The organism is Thermoanaerobacter ethanolicus JW 200 (genome assembly GCF_003722315.1).
Lineage (GTDB): Bacteria > Bacillota > Thermoanaerobacteria > Thermoanaerobacterales > Thermoanaerobacteraceae > Thermoanaerobacter > Thermoanaerobacter ethanolicus.
Map to the genome: position 1 here is coordinate 1,142,569 of NZ_CP033580.1, position 20,407 is coordinate 1,162,975.

14 protein-coding genes and 3 pseudogenes are annotated in these 20,407 nt (G+C 35.1%); 14 read left to right on the forward strand and 3 right to left on the reverse strand.

What is annotated here, in order from left to right; translation table 11 throughout:
• Positions 1-77 precede the first annotated feature (77 nt).
• The 12 genes and pseudogenes from EB239_RS05635 to EB239_RS05695 form a co-directional block, all read left to right on the forward strand.
• Positions 78-2,159: a BglG family transcription antiterminator gene (locus EB239_RS05635; protein WP_042835517.1), complete on the forward strand. Its 2,082-nt coding sequence runs from the start codon at positions 78-80 to the stop codon at positions 2,157-2,159.
• A gap of 13 nt (positions 2,160-2,172) precedes the next feature.
• A complete protein-coding gene (locus tag EB239_RS05640; RefSeq protein ID WP_003870492.1) occupies positions 2,173-2,418 on the forward strand; it encodes a hypothetical protein in 246 nt (81 codons plus the stop codon).
• A gap of 22 nt (positions 2,419-2,440) precedes the next feature.
• The gene (locus EB239_RS05645; RefSeq protein WP_003870491.1) at positions 2,441-2,767 is read left to right on the forward strand and encodes a PTS sugar transporter subunit IIB; all 327 of its coding nucleotides are present in this window, start codon (positions 2,441-2,443) and stop codon (positions 2,765-2,767) included.
• A 12-nt stretch (positions 2,768-2,779) separates the two neighbouring features.
• The gene (locus tag EB239_RS05650) at positions 2,780-4,096 is read left to right on the forward strand and encodes a PTS sugar transporter subunit IIC (protein ID WP_003870490.1); all 1,317 of its coding nucleotides are present in this window, start codon (positions 2,780-2,782) and stop codon (positions 4,094-4,096) included.
• Between the two features lie 21 nt (positions 4,097-4,117).
• Complete coding sequence (locus tag EB239_RS05655) at positions 4,118-4,435, forward strand: PTS lactose/cellobiose transporter subunit IIA (RefSeq protein ID WP_003870489.1); 318 nt, start codon at positions 4,118-4,120, stop codon at positions 4,433-4,435.
• A gap of 304 nt (positions 4,436-4,739) precedes the next feature.
• Positions 4,740-5,042 (forward strand): YerC/YecD family TrpR-related protein, encoded by a 303-nt coding sequence (locus EB239_RS05660; RefSeq protein WP_003870488.1) that lies wholly within the window; start codon positions 4,740-4,742, stop codon positions 5,040-5,042.
• A gap of 37 nt (positions 5,043-5,079) precedes the next feature.
• Entirely contained in the window at positions 5,080-7,215 is a 2,136-nt protein-coding gene (pcrA, locus tag EB239_RS05665) for a DNA helicase PcrA (protein WP_003870487.1), read from the forward strand.
• Positions 7,216-7,232: 17 nt separating this feature from the next.
• Positions 7,233-9,221 (forward strand): NAD-dependent DNA ligase LigA, encoded by a 1,989-nt coding sequence (gene ligA / locus EB239_RS05670; protein WP_003870486.1) that lies wholly within the window; start codon positions 7,233-7,235, stop codon positions 9,219-9,221.
• Between the two features lie 74 nt (positions 9,222-9,295).
• On the forward strand, positions 9,296-9,583 hold the full coding sequence (gene gatC / locus EB239_RS05675; protein WP_003868770.1) for an Asp-tRNA(Asn)/Glu-tRNA(Gln) amidotransferase subunit GatC: 288 nt from the start codon (positions 9,296-9,298) through the stop codon (positions 9,581-9,583).
• 12 nt (positions 9,584-9,595) lie between these two features.
• On the forward strand, positions 9,596-11,062 hold the full coding sequence (gatA, locus tag EB239_RS05680) for an Asp-tRNA(Asn)/Glu-tRNA(Gln) amidotransferase subunit GatA (RefSeq protein WP_003870485.1): 1,467 nt from the start codon (positions 9,596-9,598) through the stop codon (positions 11,060-11,062).
• Positions 11,062-12,489: an Asp-tRNA(Asn)/Glu-tRNA(Gln) amidotransferase subunit GatB gene (gene gatB, locus EB239_RS05685; RefSeq protein WP_003870484.1), complete on the forward strand. Its 1,428-nt coding sequence runs from the start codon at positions 11,062-11,064 to the stop codon at positions 12,487-12,489. Before gatA ends, gatB begins: the two co-directional genes overlap by 1 nt.
• A gap of 741 nt (positions 12,490-13,230) precedes the next feature.
• Positions 13,231-13,887 (forward strand): annotated as a pseudogene (locus EB239_RS05695) (reverse transcriptase domain-containing protein); the annotation flags it as partial.
• Between the two features lie 140 nt (positions 13,888-14,027).
• On the opposite strand, the pseudogene EB239_RS05700 reads toward EB239_RS05695, so the two are convergent.
• Positions 14,028-15,271, reverse strand: a pseudogene (locus tag EB239_RS05700) (IS110 family transposase).
• A gap of 267 nt (positions 15,272-15,538) precedes the next feature.
• Here EB239_RS05700 and EB239_RS05705 point away from each other — a divergent pair.
• Positions 15,539-16,306: pseudogene (locus tag EB239_RS05705) on the forward strand (group II intron maturase-specific domain-containing protein); the annotation flags it as partial.
• A 70-nt stretch (positions 16,307-16,376) separates the two neighbouring features.
• Here the strand turns inward: EB239_RS05705 and EB239_RS14605 are convergent.
• Positions 16,377-16,553 carry a hypothetical protein gene (locus EB239_RS14605; RefSeq protein ID WP_003870479.1) on the reverse strand — a complete coding sequence of 59 codons (177 nt, stop codon included), beginning with the start codon at positions 16,551-16,553 and terminating at the stop codon, positions 16,377-16,379.
• A gap of 179 nt (positions 16,554-16,732) precedes the next feature.
• Between EB239_RS14605 and EB239_RS05710 the strand changes: the two genes are divergently transcribed.
• Positions 16,733-18,502, forward strand: coding sequence for an N-acetylmuramoyl-L-alanine amidase (locus tag EB239_RS05710; RefSeq protein WP_003870478.1), 1,770 nt, complete (start codon positions 16,733-16,735; stop codon positions 18,500-18,502).
• Positions 18,503-18,970: 468 nt separating this feature from the next.
• Here EB239_RS05710 and EB239_RS05715 read toward each other — a convergent pair whose 3' ends face one another.
• The gene (locus EB239_RS05715) at positions 18,971-20,152 is read right to left on the reverse strand and encodes an ISL3 family transposase (RefSeq protein WP_003870476.1); all 1,182 of its coding nucleotides are present in this window, start codon (positions 20,150-20,152) and stop codon (positions 18,971-18,973) included.
• Between the last annotated feature and the right edge of the window lie 255 nt (positions 20,153-20,407).

Here is a 20,407-nt window from a genome sequence, read left to right on the forward strand (position 1 = left end):
AGCGATTAGGTGTATAATATAGACGTAAAAAGAGATACTATTATTAAATTAATGTCACAGAAAAGTGATGATGTAAAATGAATAAGCTAAGTGGGCGCCAGCTGCAAATTTTAAGAAAAATACTGTCCTCTTCAAATACAAGAATGGAAGACATTATGAAAGAATTTGATATAAGCAAAAGGACAGTATACAGAGAAATTGCTTCTATAAATGAATTTGTTAAAAATTACAACTCAAAAATTGTAAATAAAACTGATGGGTTGGTTATAGAAGGCAATGTTGCTGATATTGAGAAGCTAAAGCTGGATATAGTAGGATATCGTTCAGAGTTTGAAACAGAAGAGAGAAGAAAAATGATATTGTCAGAGCTTTTGCAGCTAAATGAGCCTGCTAAATTAGAGTATTTCAGCAAAAAATTTGGCGTTACCACTTCTACAATAAGTTATGACCTTAAAGAGTTGGAAAAGTGGATTGAAAAACAGGGATTAACTTTAATAACAAAGCCGGGTTATGGCGTTTATATATCGGGAAGCGAAAACTCTTTTAGAAAAGCTATAGCTAACTTTTTGTATGAGAATTTTGATACTGCAGATTTGATTGATTTCTTAAAAACAGGATATCTCGCAAAAAACAATATTGAAAAAAACATAGATTTGAGGCTTTTAAACTTAATTGACTACGATACTGTCTTGAAAATAGAAAAGGCAATTTTAAAATTAAAATCACAAATTGACTATGAAATTGTAGAAAGTTCCTATTTAGGCCTTGTCGTTCACCTTGCCTTGGCTATAAAAAGGCTTCAAAATGGTGAAACTATTGAAATGGGGGAAGACAATTTACAGGAACTAAAAAAGACTAACGAATACAAATTTGCTAAAAAGTTAGCTAAATATTTACAAGAAGAATTGAATATACCTATACCTGAAGATGAGATTGGTTATGTGACAATACACCTTATAGGTGCAAAGTACAGGTCAACTACTCAAAATTACAATGACAAAGACATAGAGATTATTGCCCGGGACATGATAAAGGAAGCAGAAAAAATTTTTGATGTCAGTTTTTCAGAAGATGAGTTTTTGGAAGATGGCTTAAAGAGTCATTTAGTTCCCGCGGTGTACAGATTGGAGATGGGACTTGATATAAGAAACCCTTTGTTGGAGGATATAAAAACAAAATATCCTTTGCTTTTTGAAAAAAGTAATAGAGTTTGCGATGTTTTGCGAAAAAAATTAAACATGGATATTCCAGAAGATGAAGTTGGATATATTGCTATGCATTTTGGTGCAGCTTTAGAGAGGAAAAAAGAGGCTGCAAAAAGGTACAACATAATGGTTGTATGTGCTAGTGGTATTGGAACATCAAGGATGCTGATGTCAAAACTTCAGATGTTTCCACAAATAAACATAGTAGATGTTACCTCCAGCATAAAACTAAAAGATTTAAAAGTAAGAGATGATATAGACTTAATTGTTTCTACAATACCTCTTGACATAAAAGACAAAAAAGTCGTTGTAGTAAATCCCTTGCTTTTAAAGGAAGATGTAGAAAAGCTAAAGAAGGCATTAAATACAGACTTTATTATGGAATATGGAATAAAAAAAGAAGAAGAAGGCAATTTTAAAAAAGAGGCTTTACACATAGCCAATTATGGTAAGAGAATTTTGGAGCTATGCGACAACATAACTTACATGACTGCAAAAGGTGAAAATTCTTCTCAAATAATAGAATATATTCTTAAGAATTTGATAGATGAAAATTTAATTAATGAAAATCAAAAGGAGCAAATAAAAGAAAGACTTTTAAAAAGAGAAAGCTTAGGTAAAATAGTATTACCAAACAAAGGATTTGTTATATACCATTGCACAATTGAAAATATAGATTTTCCATTAGTAGTTGTAGGAAAAGTTATAGAGGAAGTAAAAATGAAAAATCTTGTAGGAGATTATGAAAAGATAAGGACAGCTTTTTTAATGGTAGCACTAGAAGGTGATAGAGAAGGAATTGAAGTTTTGGGAGATTTAAGTATGTCTTTAATTGAAAGAGAAGATTTAGTGAATACTCTTAACGAAGCACAGTCCCAAAAGGAGGTCAAAGAAAAAATAAAAGAAGTGTTATTGAAAAAATTTTATGAAGAAATAAAAAGGATAATTACTTAGGAGATGATCAAAAATGTTTAGCATATCGAGAGTTCAAAGAAAAATATTTTATTTGCTTTTGGGGGTAGTATGGTTTTCTACAGGATTTTATGCCATGTTTCATGATAGCTTCCTTAATGGCTTAAAAATAATGGCTTTTGGAAGTGCCTTTATGTTAATAGTGTTTGCAATACAGACTTATGTCATAAAAATGATACAACTTTATGATAGCAACCTACAAAAACAACATAAAAAGCTTAAAAAGAAAAAAATGAAATAATCTTTGAAAGGAGGTGTTAAAAATGGCAATAAGAGGAGTAATACTCTGCAGCTGGGGAGCAACTTCCAGTGCACTTGCTAAAAAAGTAACAGATGAAGCTAAAAAGCAAGGATTGGATGTTGTAGTAGATGCCGGCGGTACAGGAGAGTTTAAAAAGAAGGCAGAGGAATACGATGTAGCATTATTAGAACCACAAGTAAGACATCTCAAAAAAGAAATTGAATCAATCGCTTCTAAATACAATATCCCTGTTGATATAGTCGACATGCAGGCCTTTGCTATGATGGATGGCAAAAAAATATTAAATCAAATAATTGAGCTTGCTAAAAAAAGTGGAAAAGAAGTTTAAGGAGGGAATAAAATGAACGATAGGCTTTCAAATAATTGGTTTATGAAGTGGATGGAAGAATCTTTAATGCCAGTTCTTGCTCGTATAGCACAAAATGTGTATTTGCAGTCAATTAGAGACGCATTTTCAAGCTTTGCTTTGCCTGTGATTTTGACTGGTGCCCTTTTCTTAATTATAGCAAATCCACCAGAGGGAATTAATTGGGCACCTATACATGCATGGGCAAAAGCAGTAAAACCTATTGCAGCTCAAATCATGATACCTTTCCAACTTACTTTTGGGATAATGGCTATGATGGTAGCCTTTGGTACAGCTTATAGCCTTGCTACACGATGGGACCTCGACGAGACGATGACAGGAATTATTTCAATGTTGGCATTTTTTATAACAAGCTTTCCTGCAACAGATGTGACAAAAGCTACTTTTGGAGATGTACTAAATTACCTCGGCGGTCAAGGCTTGTTTGTAGCAATAATAATAGGCATAATTACAGCAATAGTTGTGAGATTATTTAACAAAAGTGGTTTGGTAATAAAAATGCCTGAAGGTGTACCACCTTATGTGGTAAGAAGCTTCTTAGCATTAGTTCCTATGTTTGTAATGATAGTGTCAGCGTGGATTGTAGAATGGATTGTATGGGCAAACTTCCATATAACATTGCCACAATTGGTGCTTGACTTATTTAAGCCCCTTGTTGCTGCATCAAATAGTTATCCTGCAGCTTTAGCTGAAATAATACTCATGATGCTTTTGTGGTCATTAGGAATTCACGGTATGAATGTTGTTTCCTCAATTGCTTATCCTTTCTGGATGGCTCAATTGGCTGCAAATGCAGAGGCTGCAGCAAAAGGATTGCCTTTACCAGGTATTGTAACTGAACCTTTCTTCCATGTGTTTACCCACTTAGGCGGTTCAGGTACTACATGGCCTTTGACAATAATGTTTTTACTCTCTGCTTCTGCACAACTTAGAACAATTGGAAGAGCTGAGCTTATACCTGCAATATTTAATATAAACGAACCATTGATTTTTGGTGCTCCTATTGTGTTAAATCCAATACTAATTATTCCGTTTATATTAGCTCCAGCAGCTGTTGTAACAATAAATTACTTTGCCTTTGCTGTAAATTTAGTACCCAGACCTTTAATACAATTGCCTTTTACAGTTCCAGTTTTTATAAGCGGATTTTTATCTTCCGGTGGCCATTGGCAAGGAGCTTTGTTGCAGCTGGTAAATTTAATTGTAACAGCGATTATATACTATCCCTTCTTTAAAATGTATGAAGCTCAACTTTTAAAGAACGAAAAAGAAGTAAAAGACCAAGAATAATTTGTGATGGGAGTGAAACTAATGGACTTAGAACAAATAATATACAACTTAGTATTGCATGGAGGAAATGCAAGAGCGGAAGCTTATGAAGCATTGGATGCAGCCGAAAGAGGAGATTTTGAAGAAGCTGAGAAGCATCTTGAAAAAGCAGATGAAGAGTTTTATGAAGGGCATAAATACCAAAATATGCTGACACAAGGAGAGCAAAGTGAAGCTCCTAATTTCCTAGTAATTCATGCTCAAGACCAGCTTATGACAGCTCTTGCTGAAAAAAACTTAATAAAAAGAATGATTGAACTCTATAAAAGAGTCAATCAATTAGAAAAAAGACAAAAATAAGCAGCTACTTACTACCCGGAAATCCGGGTAGTATTTTTTATAATTATACCATCATTTTTCATTTTTGTCATCTACTCTTGCTATTCTAAACAATCCTTTTACTTTGCCTTCTTAAGGGGTGGCAAAGCAAAACCATGAAATTCACTATCTGATATTGGAAATACCGCCCTTTTGTCTACAATATCACTTACATCTTGATTTTGTATACGTTATAAAAAATCACTTTAAAGTATTGAAATTTATCTGTGTATTAAGTACAATATATTTGTAAACAATTAAATTATTTTTGAAAGAGGGATTGGTTATGTACGAATCCAAAATTAAGGATGAACTGGTAGACCAGTTATTTGAGGCCATTTTAAAACTTAAAAACATAGAGGAATGTTACAGGTTTTTTGAAGATATTGCTACAATAAATGAAATAAAGGCATTAGCGCAGAGATTGGAAGTTGCAAAAATGCTTTGCCAAAAGAAGACTTACATAGAAATTGCAGAAAAGACAGGAGCAAGTACTGCTACCATAAGCAGAGTAAATAGGGCATTGAATTATGGAGCAAATGGATATAAAATTATATTAGATAGATTAGAAACAGAATCCCGGGATTAAAACCGGGCTTTTTTAAGACTAAATTGGAGTGAAAAAAATGAACAACATATTAGGTAACCTCAACGACAAACAAAGAGAGGCAGTTATGACTACAGAAGGACCTCTTTTGATATTAGCGGGAGCTGGAAGCGGCAAGACTCGCGTCCTAACTCATAGAATTGCTTATCTTATAAAAGAAAAAAAAGTATCCCCTTCTAACATACTGGCTATCACTTTTACAAATAAAGCGGCAGAAGAAATGAAAACAAGAGTAGAAGATTTATTAGGTTATATAGGTGACCTATGGGTATCTACTTTCCATTCTGCCTGTGTGAGAATTTTAAGGCGAGATATTGACAAAATAGGCTATGACAGAAATTTCGTCATATTTGATACTACTGACCAAAAGGCTTTAATACAGGAATGCCTTAAAGAGCTAAATTTAAGTGAAAAACAGTATCCTGTGAAAACTGTCTTAAATGCTATTTCTTCTGCAAAGGATAAAATGGTAACTCCAGAAGAGTATATTTATGTTTTTGGAAATGAGTATAGAAGTAAGAAAATAAGTGAAATATACAAATTATATCAAAAAAAGTTAAAGAAAAACAATGCCCTTGATTTTGATGACATAATTATAAAAACTATTGAACTTTTTAAGGAAAGTCCCGAAGTTTTAGACTTTTACCAGAGAAAATTTAAATACATAATGGTAGATGAATATCAAGACACAAATATGCCTCAATACCATTTTGTGAATATGTTAGCCCAGAAATACAGAAACTTATGTGTAGTTGGTGATGATGACCAAAGCATATATGGTTGGAGAGGGGCAGATGTAAAAAACATATTAAACTTTGAGAAGGATTATCCTGAGGCTAAAGTTATAAAATTAGAGCAAAACTATCGTTCTACCAAAACAATATTGGAAGCAGCCAATTATGTCATAGATAATAATATAAGAAGGAAGAAAAAGACTTTATGGACAAATAATGAAGAAGGAGAAAGGATAATTCTCTGTGAATTAGAGAATGAGAGGGAAGAGGCGGAATTTGTGATACAGGAAATAATCAACTTAAAAGAAAGAGAAAATAGAAGTTTTAGGGATTTTGCTATTTTATACAGGACAAATGCCCAGTCCCGTGCTTTTGAGGAAGCCTTAATGAGGGTGCGAATTCCTTACAAAGTGGTCGGAGCTTTAAGGTTTTACGACAGAAAAGAAATAAAAGACATAATTGCCTATTTGCGTATACTTGTAAATCCTTATGATGACATATCTTTTAAAAGGATAATAAACGTTCCTAAAAGAGGTATTGGAGCTGCAACCATTGAAGCATTAGAGGCTACAGCTTTGGAGAAAGACACCAGTCTTTTTTTTGCAATAGATGATGCAAAAGTAAGCCAAAGGGCTAAAAATAGCCTTTTAGAATTTAAGGAGTTTATTTTAGAATTAATTGATAAAAAAGATACAATGACTGTCAGTGAAGTAATAAATTACATTTTAGAAGAGACTGGATATATAGAGGAGTTAGAAAAAGAAGAATCAGAGCAAGCAGAGGGAAGAATAGAAAACCTAAATGAGTTTTTAAATGCGGCTTATGAATTTGAAGAGTCTTCAGAGGACAAATCTTTAGAAGCATTTTTGTCCGGCATAACATTGGTTTCTGATATTGACTTGGCTGGAGAGATTGGAGAAAGCGTTGTTCTCATGACTTTACATTCTGCAAAAGGATTAGAGTTTCCTATAGTCTTTATGGTGGGCATGGAGGAAGGAATATTTCCTTCTTTTAAGTCATTTACAGATGAATATGAATTAGAAGAGGAGAGACGGCTTTGTTATGTTGGCATTACGAGGTCTAAAGAAAAACTTTATTTGACCTATGCGAGAAGGAGAAATTTATACGGCAAATCTCAGTACAGCTCCTATTCTCGCTTTATAAGCGAAATACCTGAGAGGTTTTTGGTAAGATACCATGAGTTATCAAAGCCAAGAGAAGAGTATAGGCCTGTATCTAGCTATGTAGAAAGGAAAACTTATGAAAAGGCTCAATATAATTTAGGAGATAAAGTAGAGCATAAAATATGGGGAATAGGTACTGTAGTAAAAGTAGAAGGAGAAGAGATTACAGTTGCCTTTCCAAATGTGGGCATAAAAAAGTTAGACTTAAAATTTGCTCCTATTAAAGCTATTTCTTAAGTTGTGGAGGTCGAATTATGGATCCAAAAGAAAGGGTAAAAGAATTAAGAGAAAAAATAAACTATCACAATTACAGATATTATGTTTTGGACCAACCAGAGATTTCAGACTATGAGTACGACATGCTGATGAGAGAACTTATAGAATTAGAAGAAAAATATCCAGAGTTTAAAACTCCAGACTCTCCATCCCAAAGAGTAGGTGGGGAGCCTTTAAAAGAATTTGAGCCTTTTACGCATGTAGTTCCAATGTTAAGTTTGGCTAATGCTTTTTCTGAGGGAGAACTTAGAGACTTTGACAGAAGAGTAAGAGAGGCAGTGGGAGATGTGGAGTACGTAGTAGAATTAAAAATTGACGGCTTATCTGTGGAACTAATTTATGAAAATGGCATATTTACTGTAGGTTCTACAAGAGGAGACGGGATCGTAGGAGAAAATGTCACACAAAATTTAAAGACTATAAAGTCAATTCCTTTAAGGCTTAAGGATGATGTGAGCCTTGTTGTAAGAGGAGAGGTCTTCATGCCCCGCACTTCTTTTGAAAAATTAAATGAGGAGAGAGAAAAATTAGGGGAAAGCCTTTTTGCAAATCCCAGAAATGCTGCAGCAGGTTCTTTAAGGCAATTAGATCCTAAAGTGACGGCGAAAAGAGATTTAGACATTTTTATTTTTAACCTTCAGAAGATTGAAGGTAGAAAATTTAAAACTCACATAGAGACATTAGAATTTTTGAAAGAACAAGGATTTAAAGTAATACCAATTCATAAAAAATGTAGCAATATAGATGAAGTAATAAAAGAAATAGAAGAGATAAGAAACTTACGAGATAAGCTGCCTTACGACATTGATGGAGCAGTTGTAAAAGTAAATGACCTTGAAAAGAGAGAAATTTTAGGACAGACTGCAAAAGACCCCAGGTGGGCTATTGCTTTTAAATATCCTGCAGAGAGGAAAAAAACAAAAGTTTTGGACATAATAGTTCAAGTAGGAAGGACTGGAGCTTTGACTCCTACAGCTATATTGGAGCCAGTGCCTATCTCAGGTTCTGTTGTAAGCCGAGCGACCCTTCACAATGAGGACTACATAAAAGAGAAAGACATAAGGATAGGAGATACAGTAATAGTTCAAAAAGCGGGAGAAATCATTCCTGAAGTAGTAGAAGTGGTAAAAGAAGAGAGGACTGGACAAGAAAGAGAGTTTGTAATGCCAGATAGATGCCCTGAATGCGGTGCTTTAGCTGTGAGGCTTCCGGGGGAGGCTATAAGGCGTTGCACAGGTCTAAATTGTCCTGCACAGCTTCTAAGAGGCATTATCCACTTTGCTTCAAAAGATGCAATGGATATAGAAGGATTGGGGCCAGCTATAATAAATCAGCTTTTGTCAAAAGGTCTAATTCACAACATAGCAGATTTGTATTATCTTAAATACGAAGATTTAATACAATTAGAAAGAATGGGAGACAAATCTGTTAAAAATTTATTAAATGCTATTGAAGAAAGCAAAACAAGGGATTTAGATAGATTGCTCTTTGGCTTGGGTATAAACTTAATAGGCAGTAAAGCTGCCCAAGTGATTGCTGAGCATTTTAAGACAATGGACAATATCATGAAGGCAAAATTTGAAGACTTTACACATTTGCCTGACATAGGACCTAAGATGGCAAGAAGCATAGTTTCCTTTTTTGCAGAAAAACAAAATGTAGAGATAATTGAAAAACTTAAAAATGCTGGAGTAAACATGAAAAAACTTTCAAAAGGAAAAGTAAGCAACATATTTGAAGGGAAAACTTTTGTTTTGACAGGAGCGTTGGAAAATTACACGAGAGAAGAAGCTACCAGAATGATTGAAGAAAGAGGTGGAAAAGTTACAAATTCAGTAAGTAAAAAAACAGATTATATATTAGTAGGTAAAGATCCTGGTTCTAAACTTAAAAAAGCCCAAGAATTAGGAATAAAGATAATTGATGAAAAACAATTTGAAGAAATGCTAAAAGGTGAAAATATTTAAAAACTCTATCCTTCAAAAAATATGTTTTTGTGGTAAACTATAAGATGTGAATAATAAAGGAAAGGTGTGGTAACATGGCTATTAGCAGGAGCGAAGTTGAGCATGTGGCTAAACTGGCCCGTCTCAAATTTTCGCAAGAGGAAATAGAAGAGTTTACAGTGCAACTGAGCAAAATTATCGACTATGTAAACAAATTAAACGAATTGGACACTGAAAATGTAGAGCCTACAGCTCATATAGTGCCGATCCATAATGTATTTAGAGAAGACGAAGTAAAGCCTTCAATGGACAGAGACAAAATATTGATGAATGCACCTTATAAAGAGAACGGCTGTTTTAAAGTGCCAAAGATTATAGAATGAGGAGGTACATAAATGGAATTATATAGTTTGACAATTCACGAACTTAGAGAACTTCTCAAAAAGAGAGAAGTCAGCGCTTTGGAAGTGACAAAATCCTATCTTGAAAGAATAAAAGAAGTAGAACCTAAAATAGATGCTCTTGTCACAATTACAGAGGATTTTGCCTTGCAAAAAGCAAAAGAGGCAGATGAGAAAATCAAAAAGGGAGAGGACACGGCCCTTACAGGCATTCCTGTCATAATAAAGGACAACATTTCTACTGAGGGAATAAAAACCACTTGTTCTTCTAAGATGCTAGAAAACTATATTCCTCCCTATAATGCTACAGTAGTGGAAAAATTACTAGAAGAAGGAGTGATAATTTTAGGAAAATCCAATTTAGACGAATTTGCAATGGGGTCTTCTACAGAAAATTCCGCTTTTAAAACTACAAAAAATCCTTGGGACTTATCCCGTGTTCCAGGAGGGTCTTCTGGTGGTTCTGCAGCAGCTATAGCGGCAGACGAGGCGGCTTTTGCTTTGGGTTCAGATACAGGTGGTTCTATAAGACAACCAGCTTCTTTATGCGGTGTAGTAGGGATGAAACCTACTTATGGATTGGTGTCAAGATATGGCCTTGTAGCTTTTGCCTCTTCCCTTGACCAGATTGGGCCCTTTACAAAAGATGTTACAGACTGTGCTATTGTATTAAATACAATTATAGGGCATGACCCAAAAGACTCCACCTCTTTAAAAATAGACAAGCCTGATTACACTTTTTATCTCAAAGAAGATATTAAAGGTTTGAGGATAGGAGTGGCTAAAGAATTTTTTGGCGAGGGAATAGAAGAAGGGGTAAAAGAAACTGTACAAGAATCCATAAAAGTTTTACAGGATTTAGGAGCAGAAATCATAGATATATCTATTCCTTATGTAGAATATGCTCTTCCAGCTTATTATATAATCGCTTCGGCAGAGGCTAGTTCCAACCTTGCAAGGTATGATGGCATAAGATACGGCCATATTGCAGAAAAATATGAAGATTTGATTGACATGTACATGGTTACGAGAAGCGAAGGATTTGGCAAAGAAGTAAAGAGAAGGATAATGCTAGGGACTTATGCTTTAAGCTCTGGCTATTATGATGCTTATTACAAAAAAGCATTAAAGGTCAGAACTCTCATTAAAAATGACTTTGAAAAAGCTTTTGAAAAATGCGATGTAATAATAGGTCCAACAAGTCCTACTGTAGCTTTTAAAATTGGAGAAAGGGCAAACGACCCGTTAGCCATGTATTTAGCGGATATATACACTGTATCGGTTAACATAGCGGGGCTCCCTGGCATATCCATACCTTGTGGTCTTTCAGATGGCTTACCTGTTGGACTTCAGATAATTGGCAGACATTTTGACGAAGGGAAAATATTAAATGTCGCTTATGCCTTTGAACAAGCTAACAAATTTAATGCTAAACCACAGGCCATAGGAGGTGCAAGATAATGAAGTACGAAGCAGTGATTGGCTTAGAGGTCCATGCCGAACTTTTGACAGAGAGCAAAATCTTTTGTAGCTGTACTACCAAATTTGGCGGTGAACCTAATACCCACGTATGTCCGGTATGTCTTGGACTTCCCGGCACTTTACCAGTTTTAAATAAAAAAGTTGTAGAATATGCTGTAAGAGCGGGACTTGCTTTAAACTGCACAATTGCAAACTTCAGCAAGATGGACAGAAAAAACTACTTTTATCCTGACTTACCCAAAGCTTATCAAATTTCTCAATATGACCTTCCCTTGTGCAGCAACGGGTATGTAGAAATTGAAGTAGATGGGCAGACAAAGAAAATAGGAATAAAGAGGATACACATTGAAGAAGATGCTGGAAAGTTGCTACATGAAAATACAGATGGTTCTTTAGTAGATTACAACCGTGCAGGAGTGCCTCTCATTGAAATAGTTTCTGAACCAGATATGTCTACACCCGAAGAAGCTTATCAATACTTAACAAAATTAAAGAGCATTTTAGAGTATACCGAAGTTTCTGACTGCAAAATGCAGGAAGGTTCTTTAAGAGTTGATACAAATGTGTCTGTGAGGCCTGTGGGAAGTACTGAATTAGGGACAAAAATAGAGCTTAAAAATTTAAACTCTTTTAAAGCCGTTCAAAAGGCGTTGGAATATGAAATAAAAAGACAGATAAAAGTCTTAGAAGAAGGCGGAACAATAGTACAAGAGACAAGAAGATGGAATGAGTCAAAAGGAATTACTGAGCCTATGAGGACAAAAGAAGAAGCTCATGACTACAGGTATTTCCCTGAACCAGATTTAGTTCCAATAATTGTAACAGATGAGTGGAAAGAAGAGATTAGAAAGTCTTTGCCTGAAATGCCACACCACAAGAGAGAAAGATTTATTGCTGAGTACGGTTTGCCTGAATATGATGCTAAAATTATAACTTCTTCAAAGAAAATGGCCGACTTTTTTGAAAAGTGCGTTCTCGAATATGATTCTCCAAAGACTGTAAGCAATTGGCTTATGGGAGAATTTTCTCGCCTCATGAATGAGACAGGAAAAGAAATAGACGAAGTACCAGTAACACCGCAAATGTTAGTAAAGTTGCTTAAATTAATTGATAACGGTGTGATAAGCGGATCCATTGCTAAAACTGTTTTTGAAGAGATGTTTGGTACAGGGAAAGAGCCAGAGGTAATAGTAGAAGAAAAAGGATTGAAACAGATAGCTAATGAGAATGAATTAAGAGAAATTATCAAAAAAGTCATAGCAGAAAATCCTAAATCAGTAGAGGATTACAAAAACGGCAAAGAGAAAGCAATGGGCTTTTTAGTAGGGCAAGTTATGAAGGCGACAAAAGGAAAAGCAAATCCTCAGCTTACTAATCAAATCTTAAAAGAAGAATTGTCGAAATAAGTAGCCTACACAAAGTGTAGGCTACAGTTTGTTGACAAAGTTAAAAAATATTCAAAGGAGATATTTTGCATCGTCGCTCCGATGTTTCAAAGCGACAAAACTAAAGCTCGTCCTTCGGGCTCCGGCAGGGTACCGGGCACAATCGGCATCCATGCCTTAAGGTGCCCGCCTTCGCCATCCGTGGCTACGGCCCTGCCTCCACCCTCGGTCTTGTTAAGTTTTGTTGACGCTTTGTAACAAGTCGCTCCTTATGCAAAATATCTCCTTTACGAAAGTTTGTCTACAGTCTGTAGCCTACACAAAGTGTAGGCTATTTTTTATGTGCGCCCGGCATGGGCGATAACTAGGCGGTGAAAGTCCGCTGTGGGCTTGGTAGTGGGAACCACTAGCCAAGAGCAAGGGTGTCCATCGTGAGGTGGAATCTGAAGGAAGCTTAAGGCAAAATCTCGGTCTGATGAACAAGAACCAGATAAGAGGCTGAATTGGGATGGATGAGTTTGCGTAACAAAACGAAGTCCAACACTACCCGAATCCCATACAGTAAATCTGGCAGATAGATGAGATGAAAGTTATCGTTCTTACCCGGGGAGGTCTCAAGGATAAGTCATGGAAGTAAAATCTGAAGTGACAACCCATGCAGTGATGTATGGCTGAACCTTGAGAAGTCAGCAGAGGTCATAGTACTTATCTAGACATGAATAGATAAGGAAGGACCGAACGTTAGGAGGTTTTGGAAATCTTATGGACTCGAAAGATATGCAGAGACTGCAGACAACTCAACAAAGAGGCTATCCGTTGAATAGAGAAATGGAATTTCAAAAGACAACGGAAGTGCATAGTATATCATCGGCGTCGGAAGATGGAAGAAACGAGGTACAAAGATATACCGGCAAGATGCTTGAAATGATAGTAGAACGAGGGAACATGGAAGCAGCATACAAGCGCGTTGTTGCAAATAAAGGAAGCCATGGAGTCGATGGGATGGAAGTAGATGAACTTCTACCGTATCTCAAAGAAAACTGGGCAACCATAAAACAACAACTGCTGGAGGGGAAATACAAACCACAACCAGTGCGAAGAGTAGAAATTCCCAAACCAGATGGAGGAGTAAGACTACTAGGAATACCTACAGTACTAGACAGACTAATACAACAAGCAATAGCCCAAATACTAAATAAAGTCTACAACCATACATTTTCTGATAGCAGTTATGGATTCAGACCAGGACGCAGTGCAAAAGACGCAATAAAAGCCGCAGAAGCATACATAAATGAAGGATACACATGGGTTGTAGATATGGACTTAGAAAAGTTCTTTGACAGAGTAAACCACGACATAATAATGTCCAAACTAGAAAAGCGGATAGGAGATAAAAGGGTACTAAAGTTAACACGAAAATAGACTATCTAAAAGGAGAATTTTGAACATTGACAACTGCATAGGCTTAAACATCCAGCCAGAAAAAAGGTAATAAATATTAAACCAATGCTTTAAAAGCATCAGCTGGGAATTTTTGTAAAGTTATCTAATTATACTACTTAAATTTGGGACACTGTTACTTCTAAACCCAACTTGCGAGCTTCGTTAATAATCCGTTTAACGCGAATTATTTCCTGTTTCTTTCGCACTTCATCGAAAATTCTTTCATCATAGTCAGTGTTATTTTTAAGCATAGTATAAATGATAACTAATATTTTCCTGGCAAGTGCTACTACCGCTTTTTTTGTACCACGGCGCTGCTTTACTTTCCAATACCATGTGGCAAGATATGAATCCCTTATGCGGGTTATACTCCATGCTACTTCACACAGTATCCTCTTTATATAAGTGTTTCCTTTTGTTACTCGAGTGGACTTTTTTTTCCCGCACTTTCATTATTACCGGGACTTAATCCTGCCCATGAGCAAATGTGCTCTGCAGTCTTGAATTTATCCATATCTGTACCTATTTCAGCAATTATTGCAGCAGCTGCCGTTACATCTATGCCAGGTATTCCATCTAGCTGTTCAATCTGTCTCTTGTATTTTTCAATCTCAGCATTAATACTCTCTTCTATCTCATAAAGATGTTTATACGTTTCATCTAAATGATTGAGTAAAAGCTTTAAAAATTCTCTTTGATGCTTATTCATTCTACCATTAATTGATAGCTTTATGTCTTCTATTTTACTGCGTGCTCTCCCTCTTACATAATTTTCAACTTCTTTAGCTGTTATACTTCCATGCTCTGCTATATGGTCTATTATCGCTCTACCTGATACGCCAAATATATCTGTCAAAAAATTTGAAAGCTTAAATCCACAGCTTTGTAAATGCTTCTCTATACGATTTTTTTGAGAAGATATCTCTTCAATTATGCTTTTGCGATATCTCGTAAGGTTGCGTAATTCTCGAATTTCTTGCGGAGGAATAAAGCTTCCACTTAAAAGACCAGCTCTTAATAAAGTAGCAATCCATTCTGCATCTTTCATATCAGTTTTTTTACCGGGTACATTCTTCATATGTTTTGCATTAGCTACTATGATTGATATGTTACCATCAAAAGCACTTTCGAGTACGTTATATACGGGTTGCCAGTATATCCCTGTACTCTCCATGGCAACATGATGACAGTTTTCTGTTTCAAGCCATGTTTTTAATTCTTCAAGGTCTTTTAATAAAGTGGAAAATGTTCTTATCGTTTTTTCCGGCTTTTCATCATTGACAGAACCTTTAAGCAAACAAGCCACTATTGTTTCTTTGTGAACATCTAGTCCACAGCAAACTTCTAGTAAATCCTGCATTTTCTTCACTCCTGTTAAATTTATTACAGGGTTGATTACCTGAGAAAAATAAGAAACTTAACACCCGTGCTGTTCCCATATTGCCTTAATATGGGGCGACAATTGGTTGTGCTCAAAGGTAATCAAGTTAGGTTAATTCACGAGGTATTAATCCATCAGCATTAAATCAACCTTTGACCCTGTTAATTTTAGTTTACCAAAAAACTAGTTTCTTGCAACTTGAAAATTTATTTTCATCTATGGTTGTGCTTTGTTAAGCATGGAGGGTTAATACGAAGATACCTAGAATCAGGAGTAATGATAAACGGAATCAAAGTATCAACAGAAGAAGGGACACCCCAAGGAGGGCCATTAAGTCCCCTATTAGCAAACATAATGTTGGACGAACTAGACAAAGAACTTGAGAAACGAGGGCATAAATTCTGCCGATATGCAGATGACTGCAACATATATGTAAAAAGCAGGTCTGCAGGAGACAGAGTAATGAAGAGCATAAAGAAATTCATAGAAAGCAAATTAAAACTAAAAGTCAACGAAGCAAAAAGTGCTGTAGATAGACCATGGAGAAGAAAATTTCTTGGATTTTCATTCTATACAAAAGAAAACGAAGTAAGAATAAGAATCCATGAAAAATCCATCAAAAGGTTTAAGGAAAAAGTAAGAGAAATAACCAATCGGAACAAGGGAATAAGCATGGAAAACAGAATAAAAAGACTAAATCAAATAACAACAGGATGGGTCAACTATTTTGGATTAGCAGACGCGAAAAGCATAATGAAAACCCTTGACGAATGGATAAGGCGAAGACTAAGGGCATGTATATGGAAACAATGGAAGAAGATAAAAACGAAGCATGATAACTTAGTAAAACTAGGAGTAGAAGAACAAAAAGCCTGGGAATACGCCAATACAAGGAAAGGCTACTGGAGAATATCCAATAGCCCAATCCTAAATAAGACTCTTACAAATAAATACTTTGAAAGCATAGGTTATAAGAGTTTATCCCAAAGATATCTAATTGTACACAATTCCTAATGAACCGCCGTATACCGAACGGTACGTACGGTGGTGTGAGAGGACGCTGAATAAAATAATTATTCAGCTCCTACTCGATTGGAACATAATAAGCACAATTTATTTTCATGTTTTCACTATTTAAATTGTCTTTATTGTAGTTATCATCAACAAAACTATTGTTCTTTATCATTTGTGAGAGGTCAGATAAAGTGCATTTTCCTTCTTTTTGATAAATACAATCGGCTGTGCAATTTATATTAGTCACAGGTACCACCTCCCTTTTTTATTTTTCCTAAAACTCAAAAAACTAATCCATTTAACCGATACAATATATGTAATTACTAATAAAGTTAAGAAATTGTAATGAGTTTGTAATCATTTTGTAATATTAATGTATTATGATATATTTAAAGTCGAATTTTTTCACAAAAAGGGGGGCTTTTAGTGAAAAAAATAGCATTATTTGTTGCAATGGTTGTAGCAATTTTAGCCTCATATAGTATAGCTTTTGCATATAAGAACACTATTTTAGTAGATGGAAAGCCTTTTTATTACAATGTTCCAGATATCACAATTAAAGTAGCTGGCCAAAATTTCGACACTGGAAAGACCCCGCCTTTGATTTTAAAAGACAGTACATTAATTCCTGTGAGAGTAATCTCGGAAAAAGGATTCGGAGCTAAAGTAGAGTGGGATGACAAAACTAAATCTGTTACTATAACAAAAGATAAAACTGTTAGACTGACTATTGGAAGTGACGTTGCCTTAGTTGATGGTAAAGAAGTTAAGTTAGTAGCTCCTGCGCGAATAATAGGAATTGGCAACGAAGGATATACATATATTCCTTTTAGGTTTTTGTTTGAAACTTTTGGCTACAAAGTAGAATGGGACCAAAAAAATTACCAAATAAATGCCGCCTCTCCACCTAAAATTGCAAATATAACTAGCTTTACTACAAGTTATAATAACGGCGTATTTTCCGTAAATATCACAGCGGATAGTCCCATAAAGTATAGTCAAGGAGTTATAGAAGATCCAGGGAATATTAGAATTTATGTGGACATAGAAAATGCCATATGGGACAAAGGAAGAATAGATATACCAATTAATAAGAAAAGTCTTGTAAATGCAGTAATTGCACAGAACCAAACACAACCTGTCCCTAAAGTACGGGCAGTGATATATTTAACAGATGTAGTTCCTTACAATATTACCAAATCGCAGGATAGTACCAATTTAACTATTTCATTTGATATTGGTACAAGCTATGTAACAGGAATAAGTTTTGCAAAAGAAGGTGATTATGATAAAGTTATAATCAATTGCGATGCGGAGCAGTTTAATACTCAAAAAGTTGGAGATAATAAGATAGTTGTTGACATATCAGATGCTATTCTTAAAATGCCAGATGGAAGTAAAGCTGGTCAGATACCAGTGCAAGGAAATGTTATAACGGCTATAAGGTATTCACAGTATAACAACGATACAGTGAGAGTGGTGGCAGATACTACTGGGAAAGCGGATTATTCTGTAAAAATACTCGATAAAAACATTATAATGTTGGTCTTGAAGTCTCAGCCGAATGAAATGCCTCTTATTTACATAGATCCTGGCCATGGTGGAAGTGATCCTGGTGCGATAGGAGTAGGTGGTTTAAGAGAATCTGATGTAGTTTTAGGGATTGCTCTTAAGCTAAATAGCCTTCTCACAAAAGGTGGATTTAGAACTACGATGTCTAGAGATTCTGATGTATTTATAGACCTTGTTACTAGGTCACAAGAAGCGAACAATGCGGGAGCTGACGTATTTATAAGTATACACACCAATGCTTTTGGGACTCCAACTCCTAAAGGCACAGAAATATGGTATTATCCAAATGGATACAAGGGAGACACAAGAGACAACAAGACTTTTGCTCAAATCATCCATGACAACTTAATGAAAGAGATAAACACTGTAGACAGAGGGCTTAAAGAAGGGCCTAATTTGTCAGTGTTAAACAAAACAAAAATGCCGGCAATACTTATCGAAACAGCTTTTATAACCAATCCTGATGATGCAGCTTTGCTTCAGGACGATGCCTTCCAATGGAAAGTAGCTCAAGGAATATATAATGGCATTGTAGAATATTTTAAAAAATTAAAAGAGGGATCTATCTCTGCAACTGTTTCTAATTCTGTATATGATACAAATAATACAAATAGCAATCCATAATTTATCTGTTTTTTTAAACCAGGTCAGACTGTAGACAAATTTTCGTAAAGGAGATATTTTGCATAAGGAGCGACTTGTTACAAAGCGGTAACAAAACTTAGCAAGACCGAGGGTGGAGGCAGGGCCGAAGCCATGGATGGCGGAGGCGGGCACCTTAAGGCATGGATGCCGATTGTGCCCGGTACCCTGCCGGAGCCTGAAGGTCGAGCTTTTAGTTTTGTCGCTTTGGAACATCGGAGCGACGATGCAAAATATCTCCTTTGAATATTTTGGTTCTTTGTCAATAGTTGGGGTGGGTATTTTTTTCTGAATGCCCACCTATAAATTTTATAACAAGAAATATTTGTTAAATTATGTTAGTTATGATAAAAGATATAGCTAGAAGTATGGGTGGATATTTATCTATGTCTTTTCATCAAAGCTCTATAATATCCTTGAATATCCTTTATCACTAAAAATAGCATTGCATCAAGCATTGCAATATAATATCCTTTTCCTGAATCGATAAAAATTTCTATAGCCATATGCAAGCCTTTTTAGTACTTTAATTTTATTATTGTAACCTTCTGTTACAGAATTAGTGTAAGGTATATCAAAGGCATTTGTTATTTCTTCAAACCAACGGTTAAATACTTGCACACATCTTTTAAATTCATCAATTTTGCTTTCTTTAGCTAACTGTATCCATCTTTTTAATTCTATTTTTGCCTCCTTTGAATTTTTGCATTTTAATACTTTATCATTAAATTCTTCTTTTAAAAGGTATGCTATCCTTAAGTCGTCACTGTACCAGAACATTACTTCCAATTCTTCTTTTTGTTCTGTTGTTAAAGTATCATATTTTGCAAGAAGTAGCTTACGGCTTCTTTTGAAATATTTTCTTTTATTGTCTGGTAGCTCTTTTTGTATTCTCTTTCTTACATTTTCTATCGCCCAATATATGTACCTTGTAAAATGAAATTTGTCTATTGCTATTTTAGCTCCTTTGAAATATGTTTTTACTGTATCTGAAAAAGGCCTCCACATGTCTATAATAACCCACTTTACTTTATTCCTGTCTTTAAATCTTTTGAAATATTCACTTAAATTCTCTTGTTTTCTGTCTTTTAAAATATCTAATATTTTTCTTTCTTTTGGGTCTACAATAATGCAATGATATTTCCTGCCTCCAGAGTTCCCTTTGAATTCGTCTATACTGATAACTTCCGGTAATGTTTTATAATCAGGTTCTACTCCTATTGTGTCTAAAAGTCTCATCACAGTCGTAATTGATACTCCTGTAACTTCAGATATATCTTTCATGCTTTGTTGTTTTTTTAGTTGTTGTAGTATGTAAATAGATAATCTGTTGGTCATTCTATGATAGCGCGGCAGAAAGTCTATATGTTCATAGAACTTCTTGCCACAGTGGCGACAAACGTATCTCCTCTTTTTTAGTACTATCACTGTTGGTTTCCCGAATAGCGGTACATCTTTTATCCTTTGTACTCTATAATCATGAATCTTAGATGTTATTTCCCTACATCTTGGACAAATATGTGGTTTCTGTTTCATCTTAATATGCAGTTCTATTCTGTTGTCATTTTCTATAACACCTTCCCAAATTATCTCTTCAGATTCTAGGAAATTTGTGATATAATTACCTTGCACTTATTCTGATGCCTCCTTTTTAGATTGTTTTTTCCACTTCTATTATAGCAGGCATTCAGAATAAGTGCTCTATTTTTATTCTTTTCTCCCCTACACCCCAACATTTATTATAGAACCAATATTTTTTAACTTTGTCAACAAAAAAATCTGGATTTTTAAACCAGATTTTTTTGTCTTTATGTTCTTGTAAAATATTAATAAAGGTTTTAAAATAATATTGAGCGATAAAAACAATAAAGCAGAATAAATTAACTT

What these genes read in the sequence shown, in the direction of transcription:
- EB239_RS05660 (WP_003870488.1), top strand. Translation starts at nt 4,740, where the DNA reads ATGTACGAATCCAAAATTAAGGATGAACTGGTAGACCAGTTATTTGAG.
- ligA (WP_003870486.1), top strand. Translation starts at nt 7,233, where the DNA reads ATGGATCCAAAAGAAAGGGTAAAAGAATTAAGAGAAAAAATAAACTAT.
- EB239_RS05650 (WP_003870490.1), top strand. Translation starts at nt 2,780, where the DNA reads ATGAACGATAGGCTTTCAAATAATTGGTTTATGAAGTGGATGGAAGAA.
- pcrA (WP_003870487.1), top strand. Translation starts at nt 5,080, where the DNA reads ATGAACAACATATTAGGTAACCTCAACGACAAACAAAGAGAGGCAGTT.
- EB239_RS05640 (WP_003870492.1), top strand. Translation starts at nt 2,173, where the DNA reads ATGTTTAGCATATCGAGAGTTCAAAGAAAAATATTTTATTTGCTTTTG.
- gatB (WP_003870484.1), top strand. Translation starts at nt 11,062, where the DNA reads ATGAAGTACGAAGCAGTGATTGGCTTAGAGGTCCATGCCGAACTTTTG.
- EB239_RS05635 (WP_042835517.1), top strand. Translation starts at nt 78, where the DNA reads ATGAATAAGCTAAGTGGGCGCCAGCTGCAAATTTTAAGAAAAATACTG.
- EB239_RS05655 (WP_003870489.1), top strand. Translation starts at nt 4,118, where the DNA reads ATGGACTTAGAACAAATAATATACAACTTAGTATTGCATGGAGGAAAT.
- EB239_RS05645 (WP_003870491.1), top strand. Translation starts at nt 2,441, where the DNA reads ATGGCAATAAGAGGAGTAATACTCTGCAGCTGGGGAGCAACTTCCAGT.
- gatC (WP_003868770.1), top strand. Translation starts at nt 9,296, where the DNA reads ATGGCTATTAGCAGGAGCGAAGTTGAGCATGTGGCTAAACTGGCCCGT.
- gatA (WP_003870485.1), top strand. Translation starts at nt 9,596, where the DNA reads ATGGAATTATATAGTTTGACAATTCACGAACTTAGAGAACTTCTCAAA.